12 protein-coding genes and 1 pseudogene are annotated in these 10,900 nt (G+C 47.1%); 11 read left to right on the top strand and 2 right to left on the bottom strand.

The window, feature by feature from the left end:
- Positions 1 to 125 (top strand): annotated as a pseudogene (locus ACR2PX_RS15995) (IS701 family transposase); the annotation flags it as partial.
- Positions 126 to 1,238: 1,113 nt separating this feature from the next.
- Here ACR2PX_RS15995 and ACR2PX_RS15990 read toward each other — a convergent pair.
- Positions 1,239 to 1,394, bottom strand: coding sequence for a hypothetical protein (locus tag ACR2PX_RS15990; RefSeq protein WP_434000354.1), 156 nt, complete (start codon positions 1,392 to 1,394; stop codon positions 1,239 to 1,241).
- A gap of 194 nt (positions 1,395 to 1,588) precedes the next feature.
- On the opposite strand from ACR2PX_RS15990, the gene ACR2PX_RS15985 reads away from it, so the two are divergent.
- From ACR2PX_RS15985 to ACR2PX_RS15940, 10 genes are all read left to right on the top strand, one after another.
- Entirely contained in the window at positions 1,589 to 2,491 is a 903-nt protein-coding gene (locus ACR2PX_RS15985; RefSeq protein ID WP_434000353.1) for a LysR substrate-binding domain-containing protein, read from the top strand.
- A gap of 281 nt (positions 2,492 to 2,772) precedes the next feature.
- Positions 2,773 to 3,207, top strand: a complete 435-nt coding sequence (locus tag ACR2PX_RS15980) for an ATP synthase subunit I (RefSeq protein ID WP_434000352.1) — start codon at positions 2,773 to 2,775, stop codon at positions 3,205 to 3,207.
- A gap of 55 nt (positions 3,208 to 3,262) precedes the next feature.
- On the top strand, positions 3,263 to 4,144 hold the full coding sequence (gene atpB, locus ACR2PX_RS15975; protein ID WP_434000351.1) for a F0F1 ATP synthase subunit A: 882 nt from the start codon (positions 3,263 to 3,265) through the stop codon (positions 4,142 to 4,144).
- Between the two features lie 183 nt (positions 4,145 to 4,327).
- A complete protein-coding gene (gene atpE, locus ACR2PX_RS15970) occupies positions 4,328 to 4,582 on the top strand; it encodes a F0F1 ATP synthase subunit C (protein ID WP_034840208.1) in 255 nt (84 codons plus the stop codon).
- A 209-nt stretch (positions 4,583 to 4,791) separates the two neighbouring features.
- Entirely contained in the window at positions 4,792 to 5,262 is a 471-nt protein-coding gene (locus ACR2PX_RS15965; RefSeq protein WP_434000350.1) for a F0F1 ATP synthase subunit B, read from the top strand.
- Between the two features lie 12 nt (positions 5,263 to 5,274).
- Complete coding sequence (locus ACR2PX_RS15960) at positions 5,275 to 5,808, top strand: F0F1 ATP synthase subunit delta (RefSeq protein ID WP_434000349.1); 534 nt, start codon at positions 5,275 to 5,277, stop codon at positions 5,806 to 5,808.
- Positions 5,809 to 5,845: 37 nt separating this feature from the next.
- Positions 5,846 to 7,387: a F0F1 ATP synthase subunit alpha gene (gene atpA / locus ACR2PX_RS15955; RefSeq protein WP_434000348.1), complete on the top strand. Its 1,542-nt coding sequence runs from the start codon at positions 5,846 to 5,848 to the stop codon at positions 7,385 to 7,387.
- 60 nt (positions 7,388 to 7,447) lie between these two features.
- The gene (gene atpG, locus ACR2PX_RS15950) at positions 7,448 to 8,308 is read left to right on the top strand and encodes a F0F1 ATP synthase subunit gamma (protein WP_434000347.1); all 861 of its coding nucleotides are present in this window, start codon (positions 7,448 to 7,450) and stop codon (positions 8,306 to 8,308) included.
- 25 nt (positions 8,309 to 8,333) lie between these two features.
- Complete coding sequence (atpD, locus tag ACR2PX_RS15945; RefSeq protein ID WP_434000346.1) at positions 8,334 to 9,710, top strand: F0F1 ATP synthase subunit beta; 1,377 nt, start codon at positions 8,334 to 8,336, stop codon at positions 9,708 to 9,710.
- 60 nt (positions 9,711 to 9,770) lie between these two features.
- Entirely contained in the window at positions 9,771 to 10,196 is a 426-nt protein-coding gene (locus ACR2PX_RS15940; protein ID WP_434000345.1) for a F0F1 ATP synthase subunit epsilon, read from the top strand.
- Between the two features lie 74 nt (positions 10,197 to 10,270).
- Here the strand turns inward: ACR2PX_RS15940 and ACR2PX_RS15935 are convergent, their stop codons facing one another.
- Complete coding sequence (locus ACR2PX_RS15935; RefSeq protein WP_434000344.1) at positions 10,271 to 10,729, bottom strand: hypothetical protein; 459 nt, start codon at positions 10,727 to 10,729, stop codon at positions 10,271 to 10,273.
- Positions 10,730 to 10,900: the final 171 nt, after the last annotated feature.

The raw sequence follows: 10,900 nt of genomic DNA, 5'->3' as shown, positions 1-10,900 counted from the left end.
CATTTCGCTTTGAGGTTTTGGCTAATAAGCTTCATTTGAACCACTTTGAGCTGCGAGCAAAGCTTTATCTTTCGGCACTGAAATCATCGTTCCAGGAGCTTCAGACGATGAAGTGCGTAACATGAGTGAGTTAAAGGCCAATGGAGAGAAAAGGAAGGCTTTTGACTTCTAGCTAAGAGGCTTTAGGCAGAAAAATAATATTGCAGACAAAAAAACGGCTGCCAGGGACAGCCTAATACCTTGTCGCACACTGCTTAGCTTAGAAAAAGCTATCGGATTTTGTTCAGATGATGACGGGTTAAATAAACAAAATTCGATAGCGCTTTCATTGCATAAAGTTGTACATCTTTTAGAACAGTACGGGTCTTTCTGATCCTAATAAAATGTATTTAATATTTTAATGTTTCGCTTGGCTTTAAATCCTGATCTTTTTGGTTCTGTTGATCTTTCATTGTCGGAGGTTGAAAGGCACAGAATACGTGTTGTTGTCTGATCTGATGATGGTGGACTGATTATAGAGAGATAGCAGACTGTCTGGATAATCAATAAAACTACATACTCTTATAAGCTAATTTTATGGGTTAGCTGCATTAACAAGAATTAGCGTCCTGATTATCAGTTTTTAAGAAGCTTTTTAAGAAGCTATTTAAGAAGTAAGAGAAGTCAGAAAGGGTGAGTAGTTTGTGGTTTCTAATCAGACTATAAGCTGAGCTTAATTGTGATATGTAACATTCAATTAATAAAAAAGGGCTACAAATAAGTAACCCAATACCTTGTCGCACACTATTTAGCCTTGAAAAAGCTATCGGATTTTGTCTTTCATGAGGTCGGAAGAGTGGACTAAACTCGGTAACTTTTTCGAGGCAGTATTATTTCAGATGCTTATCAGCTTCTCGAAAAAAAGCTCCGAGACTATCAAGTGTTGAGGTATGCTTCCTTTTTTGTTTGCAATACATGATCTTTTCAAGAACGGAAGTTTGTTTTTTAAGGTCTACCCAATGCTTTACCGCTGGATCACTATATTCACTGTGCATAGCTACTCCTGATCTTATGATCATCATTTGAATCTTTTAGGTACAGGGTTAAAAGATTCTTGTAATGGTTTGTTTTACTGGTCTGGTGATGGTGAGCGCATTATAAGGAGCGGCTTTGAACCTTGGATAATCAATATATCAATAGAGTCTTATAAGGAGGTTTTATGGGTGTTTTGATAACATGCTAACTAAATGGGCCGTCGTTTATTTCAGAACTTTGTCGGCTTCCTTGCAAAAATCCTCAAGGTTATCGAGAGATGAGGTGTTCTTCTTTACAATTTGTCTGTAGCGAAGTACTTCCTTAAAGGCGGGTGTCATTTTTTTCAGTTCCACCCAGGTCTTGATGCTTTGTTCGCTCATATTTACTCCGAATCATTAAGGTTTTAACTGGATGAGAGGAGTATGAGAAATTAGCTTTATAATTAAAAATCAATTATCTGTGCTAGAGCCATAATATTACATTATAGCTATTGATGTTGGTTTCAATTTTCCTTAATCTTGCCACCCAAGGTCGTACCGTCCTTTTAAGTTGGCAATTGATATCGGAGCAGTAGATGCATATCACATTGAGACAGCTTGAAATCTTCAAGGCGGTCGCCCAGTCCGGCAGAGTGACTGCAGCTGCAGAATCACTGTTTATTTCTCAACCTGCTGCGAGTATGGCTCTGTCCGAACTTGAAAAGCACTTGGGACCTTTGTTTGATAGGCACGCTGGTGCCTCCATGACATTGAACGACTCTGGGCGAGCATTGCTGCCCATGGCTGCCGAGCTTATCGATAGGGCCCATGAAATTGAAACCCAGTTTATAGAGGACAGTTGCTATGAAGAGGGAACTCTGAAGATTCATGCGAGTTCCACCATCGGCAACAACCTAATGCCGCGAATTTTGGGCGATTTTTTCAGGGAATTCCCCCGTATCAGGGCCGAACTGGCTGTTGATAATACAAGGAGTATCCAGAAAAGGATGCTGGCTATGGAGATTGACCTGGCGGTAGTAGAAGGCAGTTGTCTGCATCCGGATATTGAAGTGATTCCGTGGCGTGAAGATGAACTTGTGATTATTTGTCACCCTGATCATCCATTGGCCGGGCAGACGGTGGGTCTCCAAACGCTTAAAGAGGAAGCGTGGATACTTCGGGAGCCAGGTTCAGGAACGCGAGAACTTTTTGATGAAGTGTTGGCTACACGCTTGTGTAGACCTAACGTCATTATGAGCTTGAACCGGGCTGAAGCAGTGAAACAAGCCGTCATGGAAGGACTGGGTATTGGGTGTATATCTAACCTGGCGGTATGGCGAGCCAAGAAAGCGGGTCTACTATCTACTATCAGCGTGTCAGACCTGACGCTTAATCGTCACTTTTATTTGTTACTAAACAAGAAAAAGTACCGAAGCGGAGTGATCAAGAAAGTCTCTGAGTTTATTTTGAGCTGGGACGACAAGCTTTTAATCAGTTAACTATTAAGGGTAATTGTTTGAAGGTCGCGGGATATTCGTATTCCGCAGTCGTATAAGCGCTAGCCCTTAAGATATTAGTTGAACGTAGGTGCATGTCACTAGTATACTTGCGCGCGCCGGAGGGGTGAAAAAAGTTCTAAAATTTTCAGTCGTGTGGAGTTTTGTCATCTGATGTTTCACCATCTTCACACACCGCAAAGGCTGAAACCCCTGCTAGTTTCTGAGGGGGCGGATTAAGACTTATCAGGGCTGATCAAATTTTGGGCCAAGTACAGGAATCTATGTCTGCAGTAAGGGCGTGGAAACACAAAAGTGGCATGATGTTCAGAACTGGAAGCGGGGAAAAATACCCGCATTTGCAACAGCCTCGCATGTATCGTGTTGTCGTAGCCCAGCTGTTGACTACAGTATGTTTGTCATTGCTTTTGTTACCTCTGGGTAAGTCTTTCGCTATATCCGCTCTGTCAGGTGGTTTGGCATGCAGTATCCCCAATGCTTTTCTGGTCTGGAAAGCGTTTCGTTACAGGGGTGCCAGTGCAGCACAGAAAATAGCCAGGTCTTTTTACCAGGGCGAAGCCGGAAAGTTTGCATTAACAGTCCTGGCGTTCATTCTGATTTTTACACTGTTACCGTCAATTGAACCTTTGGCGTTATTCGGTGCTTTTACTCTGATTCAGGCGGTGAACTGGCTGACCCCCTTGCTCATAAAGAGCTGAACGCTGGTTTACTGACGACAGATTTATACAATGATGATGGTGTACGGGAAAATTCATGGCGACTACTGCATCTGAGTACATAGGTCACCACCTGCAGAATCTTACATACGGTAAGCTGCCAGCAGGTTTTGAACGTGTTGATAATTATGGCACTGAACTGGGTGTTCTGTCGGAAGACACCTGGACCTTTGCTAAAACCGCTGCTGAAGCTAAAGAAATGGGCTTCTGGGCGTTTCATGTAGACAGTTTGTTCTGGTCTGTTCTGTTGGGTGTAGTGTTTGTCACTATCTTCCGCATGGTCACCAGACGCGCCTCTACAGGCGTACCAGGTGGTATGCAAAACCTGGTGGAAATGGTTGTTGAATTTGTTGATGGCAGTGTAAAAGACACATTCCATGGCAAAAACAAACTGATCGCTCCACTGGCGCTGACTATTTTCTGTTGGGTCTTCTTTATGAACCTGATGGATCTGGTGCCAGTTGACTGGATTCCTGGTTTGGCCACCGCTGTGGGCATTCCATACATGAAGATCGTACCAAGTACTGATCCTAACATTACTCTGGGTCTGTCCCTGTCTGTCTTCATGCTGATTATTTTCTACTCCATTAAAGTGAAAGGAATTGGCGGGTTTATTGGCGAATTGACCCTGCACCCATTCAACAGCCCCAACAAAGCTATTCAGGCTGTTTTGATTCCTATTAACTTCCTGCTGGAATTCGTTACCCTGATTGCCAAGCCTATCTCTCTGGCTCTGCGTCTCTTCGGTAACATGTATGCAGGTGAGCTGATTTTTATCCTGATTGCTCTGGTGGGCTATGCTCAGTTGCCACTGCACTTTGGCTGGGCAGTTTTCCACATTTTGGTGGTAACACTGCAGGCGTTTATCTTCATGATGCTGACCATCGTATACCTGAGTCTGGCACACGAAGATCACTAATGATTTAAGGTCGTAAGACCGCAGGGAGCTGCTTTTTCTGAACGTTTTATCAGAATAAGCAGCGACCAGAAAAGAGTTCAAAAAAATTTGGGTTGCAGCCAAGCTTGATCAAAAAACTGCAACCTGGATCAACGCAAAACTTACTGATTTTATCTAAAAAATCGACATAGGTCGGGAGGAAATATGGATCTGGTAGTTGGTCTGACCGCAGTTGCAGTTGCTCTACTGATTGGCTTTGGTGCACTGGGTACTGCTATTGGTTTTGGTCTGCTGGGCGGAAAGTTCCTGGAAGGTGCTGCTCGTCAGCCTGAAATGGTTCCAATGCTGCAGGTTAAAATGTTCATCGTTGCAGGTCTGCTTGACGCCGTAACCATGATCGGTGTAGGTATCGCCTTGTTCTTCACCTTCGCTAACCCGTTCGTAGCCCTGGTGCAGTAAAGCTGCAGTTTAGTGCCCGGCTAGGTGTTGCAGTACGGCCGGTTACTTATTGAGTAACGCTTTATAAGTAGCCAGAGTCGGAACAAAAGCCGAAGCAAAACCCGGTTCAGTAGTCACACTGATCATTCATAGTCGCACAAGACTTTAAAATGAGTTCAAGACTGTACTGTCGGGTTTGAAACAAAATAACTGGAGCATTTGGAGTTCGCATGAATATCAATGCAACTATCATTGGTCAGACAATCGCTTTCGCTGTCTTTGTCTGGTTCTGCATGAAGTATGTATGGCCACCCATCATGCAGGCCCTTGATGACCGTAAGAAACAAATCGCTGACGGACTGGACGCTGCAGCTCGTGGTCAAAAAGAGCTGGAACTGGCTCAGGAAAAAGTCCTCGAAGAACTGCGTGAAGCGCGTGAAAAGGCTCAGGAAATCATTGAGCTGGCTAACAAGCGTTCTGCCCAGATCGTTGACGAAGCTAAAGTGCAGGCTCGCGAAGAAGCTGATCGTATCAAGGTGGCTGCACAGGCTGACATTGAGCAGGAAGCGAACAGGGCTCGTGAAGTTCTGCGTACTCAGGTAGCAGCTCTGGCTGTGGCGGGTGCTGAGCGTATTCTGGGTGAAAACCTGGATGAGTCTGCGAACAGCCGTCTGGTTGATGACTTGGTTGCGGAACTCTAAAGGGGATAGACCATGGAATTAACCACATGTGCCCGTCCCTATGCTAAGGCAGCCTTCAAGTTAGCAAAAGAGCATGACCAGTTGTGTGAGTGGTCTCAGATGCTAACTTTATGTGCGAGCGTGTCCAGGCGTGAGGCTGTGGGCAGGATGTTGAAAGACCCGTCCACAACTGGGGACATGAAGGCAGAAGCCTTTATCAAGCTGTGCGAAGGCAGCCTTACGGTTGAAGTCGAGAATTACATTCGGATCCTTACGAATAAAAAACGCATTTTTCTGCTTCCCCAGATCGACGCGATTTTCGAGCAGATGAAGGCACAAGATCAGAGTTATCAGGATGTAGTCGTTACTTCGGCTTTCCCGCTGTCCGATGAACAGCAGGACAAGATCGCGAAGAAAGTTGAAAAACGTCTTGGTCGCTCAGTACGAATGCATACACAGGTAGACGACTACCTGATTGGCGGCGTCATCGTGAAAGCTGGAGACCTCGTTATCGACGGTAGTGTCCGCTCACGCTTGACTAAGCTTGCCGATGCGATGATTTCATAGTTACTTTTTTTTAAGTAAAAAGTTTGGCAGGTAAGCTATGCAACTGAATCCTTCAGAGGTCAGTGACATTATCAAAAGCCGCATTGAGCAGCTTGATGTGTCCAGTGAAGCCCGCAATGAGGGCTCCATCGTCAGTGTAACTGACGGTATTGTACGTATACACGGTCTGGCAGACGTAATGTACGGGGAGATGATTAAATTCCCCGGTGGTGTATATGGTATGGCGTTGAACTTGGAGCAAGACTCCGTCGGCGCTGTTGTATTAGGTGACTACGGTCAGCTGGCTGAAGGCCAGACTGTCCAGTGCACCGGTCGAATTCTTGAAGTACCTGTTGGCAGGCAGTTGCTGGGACGTGTTGTTGACGCTTTGGGTAACCCCATCGACGGCAAAGGTCCTGTTGAAGCTACCGAAACCTCCCCAATTGAAAAAGTAGCACCAGGGGTTATCGCTCGTCAGTCTGTAGACGAGCCGATTCAGACAGGTTACAAGTCAGTCGACGCCATGGTACCTGTTGGTCGTGGTCAGCGTGAGCTGGTTATCGGTGACCGTCAGACCGGTAAAACCGCTCTGGCCATCGACGCGATCATCAACCAGAAAGGCTCCGGCATCAAGTGTGTGTACGTTGCGATTGGACAGAAGCAGTCTTCTATTGCCAACGTAGTACGCAAACTGGAAGAACACGGCGCAATGGAACACACCATTGTTGTGACTGCAGGTGCTTCTGACCCTGCTTCCATGCAGTTCCTGGCTCCGTTTGCTGGTTGCTCAATGGGTGAATATTTCCGCGATCTGGGTGAAGATGCTCTGATTGTTTATGATGATTTGACCAAGCAGGCTTGGGCTTATCGTCAGATCTCCCTGCTGCTACGTCGCCCACCAGGCCGTGAAGCCTACCCGGGTGATGTCTTCTATCTGCACTCCCGTCTGCTGGAGCGTGCTTCTCGCGTAAATGCTGAGCACGTCGAAAAGCTGACAAATGGTGAAGTGAAAGGTCAGACCGGTTCTTTGACCGCTCTGCCAATCATTGAAACCCAGGCAGGTGACGTATCCGCATTCGTACCGACCAACGTAATCTCCATTACTGACGGTCAGATCTTCCTGGAAACCGATCTGTTCAACGCGGGTATTCGTCCTGCGATGAATGCCGGTATCTCTGTATCCCGTGTTGGTGGTGCAGCCCAGACCAAGATCATCAAGAAACTGGGCGGTGGTATCCGTCTGGCTCTGGCTCAGTACCGTGAGCTTCAGGCCTTTGCCCAGTTTGCTTCTGATCTGGATGAAGCTACCCGTAAACAGCTTGAGCATGGTCAGCGTGTTACTGAACTGATGAAACAGAAGCAGTATGCACCAATGTCCGTTGCCGAGATGGGTGTTGTCATCTACGCCGCTGAAAAAGGCTATCTGGAAGACGTTGAGCTGAACAAGATCCTGGACTTTGAAGCTGCTCTGTTGAGCTTTGTAAACTCTGAATTCAGTGAGCTGATGGCTCGCATCAATGAATCTGGAGATTACAACGGTGAAATTGAAGCGGGTATCAAACAGGCTATTGAAAAGTTCAAGGCCACCCAGTCCTGGTAACAGGCTCATGGTTGACGGCTGCCTGCCTCGGTAGCCGTCACCGGTAGCTGAGGAAACACAATGGCAGGCGCAAAAGAGATCCGGACGCAGATATCGTCCATCAAAGGTACGCAGAAGATCACCAGCGCCATGGAGATGGTGGCGGCGAGCAAGATGCGCAAAGCTCAGGAGCGGAGAGAAACCAGCCGCCCTTATGCTGAACGTATCCGTCAGGTTGTAGGGCACGTAGCTCACGCCAATGCCGAGTACAAGCACACCTTCATGTCAGAACGTGAGGTGAAGCGTGTCGGTTTTATCATCGTTTCTACGGATCGGGGCCTCTGTGGGGGTCTGAACATCAACCTGTTCAAGAAAACCATTGAAAGCATGACTCAATGGAAAGATCAGGATGCTGAGATAGATCTTTGCCTGATCGGCAGCAAAGCAGTTGGATTTTTCCGTAGTTACGGCGGGAACGTCGTGGCAGCCACAACCCATATTGGTGACTCACCCAACATTGCTGATCTGATCGGTGGTGTAAAGGTGATGCTGGACAAGTACGAAAATGGTGAAATTGATCGCCTGTACGTTGTTCACAACCGCTTCGTCAACACCATGACCCAGTCTCCCGAGGTATTGCAGTTGTTGCCTCTGGTTCCAGATGAAGATGAGTCACTGAAAAGACCCTGGGACTACATTTACGAACCTGATGCCAAGCAGTTGCTGGATGGCCTGTTGGTCAGGTATATCGAATCCCAGGTATTCCAGGCAGTAGTTGAGAATAACGCCTGTGAGCAGGCCGCGCGAATGATTGCAATGAAGAACGCAACCGATAACGCCGGCAACCTGATCGATGAGCTTCAGTTGGTATACAACAAGGCACGTCAGTCAGCAATCACACAGGAACTGTCCGAAATCGTCAGTGGCGCAGCGGCTGTATAAAAGATTAAAGGGTAGAGGAAAGGCTATGAGTAGCGGTCGTATCTTACAAATTATCGGCGCCGTCATTGACGTCGAATTTCCCAGGGAATCTGTCCCTAAGGTCTACGACGCCCTGAACGTCGAAGGCAAAGAACTGGTACTGGAAGTTCAGCAACAGCTGGGTGACGGTATTGTTCGTACTATCGCCATGGGGTCCACCGAAGGTGTGTCTCGTGGTTTGGAAGTAAGCAGCACTAACGAACCCATTCAGGTACCGGTTGGTACCAAGACTCTGGGTCGTATCATGGACGTACTGGGTAACCCTATCGATGAGAAGGGCCCTATCGGTGAAGAAGCACGTTTAGCTATTCACCGTAAGCCACCCAGTTACGCTGAGCAGTCTGCTTCTAACGATCTTCTGGAAACCGGCATCAAGGTTATCGACCTGGTTTGCCCGTTTGCCAAAGGTGGTAAAGTCGGTCTGTTTGGTGGTGCCGGTGTTGGTAAAACTGTAAACATGATGGAGCTGATCCGTAACATCGCGATCGAGCACTCCGGTTACTCAGTGTTTGCAGGTGTTGGTGAGCGTACTCGTGAGGGTAATGACTTCTACCACGAAATGACTGATTCCAACGTAATCGACAAAGTATCCCTGGTTTACGGTCAGATGAATGAGCCTCCTGGGAACCGTCTGCGTGTAGCTTTGACTGGTCTGACCATGGCTGAGCAATTCCGTGACGAAGGTCGTGACGTACTGCTGTTTATCGATAACATTTATCGTTACACACTGGCAGGAACCGAAGTATCTGCTCTGTTGGGTCGTATGCCTTCTGCGGTAGGTTATCAGCCAACTCTGGCAGAAGAGATGGGTGTTCTTCAGGAGCGTATTACCTCTACGAAGAAAGGTTCTATCACGTCTATCCAGGCGGTATACGTACCAGCGGATGACTTGACTGACCCGTCTCCTGCAACCACGTTCTCCCACCTTGACGCTACAGTAGTACTGAGCCGTGACATCGCTTCCAAGGGTATCTACCCAGCGATCGATCCTCTGGATTCTACTTCTCGTCAGCTGGATCCGCTGGTTATTGGTCAGGATCATTATGACGTTGCTCGTGGTGTTCAGACTGTACTGCAGCGTTACAAAGAATTGAAAGACATCATCGCGATTCTGGGTATGGACGAATTGTCTGAAACAGACAAACAGACCGTTACCCGTGCTCGTAAGATTGAACGTTTCCTGTCTCAGCCATTCTTCGTAGCAGAAGTATTTACCGGAGCTCCTGGTAAATACGTTTCTCTGAAAGACACGATCAGTGCTTTCAAGGGTATTCTGAACGGTGAATACGATCACATGCCAGAGCAGGCGTTCTACATGGTTGGTGGCATCGACGAAGCCATTGAGAAAGCCAAGTCCATGTAATGCCCGGGATACTCTTCCTTTATATAGGAAGAGTATCTTCTCTGAATGGAGGTGACACAAATGGCGATCACGGTTCACTGTGATATCGTTAGCGCCGAGGAGGAGATCTTCTCCGGACTGGTAGAGATGGTTATTGCTACTGGTTCTCTGGGTGACCTGGGTATTGCCCCTGGCCACGCGCCTCTGCTGACGGATCTGAACCCAGGTCCAATTCGCCTGATCACCCAAGGTGGTGATGAAGAGGTGTTTTACATCTCAGGTGGATTCCTGGAAGTGCAGCCAAACCAGATTAAGGTACTGGCTGACACAGCTCTGCGTGCAGACGATATGGATGGGCTGGCTGCTGAAGAAGCCAAGAAACTGGCTGAACAGGAACTGGCGAATCAGAGCGGTGAGTTTGATTACTCCCGTGCAGCAACTCAGTTGGCTGAAGCCGCTGCCCAGCTGCGTACTCTGCAGGCTATTCGTAAAAAGCTTGGTAAATAAGCTTCTTACGTCTTATAAAAAAACCCGGTGTATTCCGGGTTTTTTTATGCCTGTCGTTCGGTCATCTATAAAGCTCAATCCCAGTCAGATGAGTCATCTTCAACATTGTCGTCTGTTAACCATTGATTTGCTTCGGATAAAGGCAGCGTGCCACTGAGATCGGCTTTTTTTGTCGTTAACAATTTCTTTGCTTCAGTAAGGTGGGACGACAACATGGGTCGAGCATCCTTGGGGGGATCCTGATCCCGGTTATGTACCCGGAATAAAAGATCTTTCATAAAAGCTTCGTCATCCGGAGTTTCAGATACGTCAATTGTGGTTGGGTTCTGACCCGTGATAATGCATAGATAAAGAAAAATGAAGGCCAGCACTTCATGATTGGCTTCTGTTGGCGGTAACTGCTTTTTCAACGTGAGCATGGTTACTGCAAGCATTATAGAAAGCATTTCAGGACTATCGCATTGAGCCAGAGCCTGGCTGATCTCTTTGAAAAACCGGACTGGTATTTCATGTAAGCACTGATTTTGTTTCATTTCTTCTGCATTAGAGCGGTCGTTAAAAAGCTTGGTCAGTAAATTAGTAGCTTCTTAATAACTGCTGCAAAGCCCACAAGGTAGTATGTGAGAAGCTTTTTCAATCAAGTCCGTCAGCCTTGGAAACGAGCCACTGCCTGTTAACCTGTCTGTCAGATAGTCCCAGAATGA

This window comes from Endozoicomonas sp. (assembly GCF_051008435.1).
Lineage (GTDB): Bacteria > Pseudomonadota > Gammaproteobacteria > Pseudomonadales > Endozoicomonadaceae > Endozoicomonas_A.
This window is presented reverse-complemented; position numbering and strand designations above follow the sequence as displayed.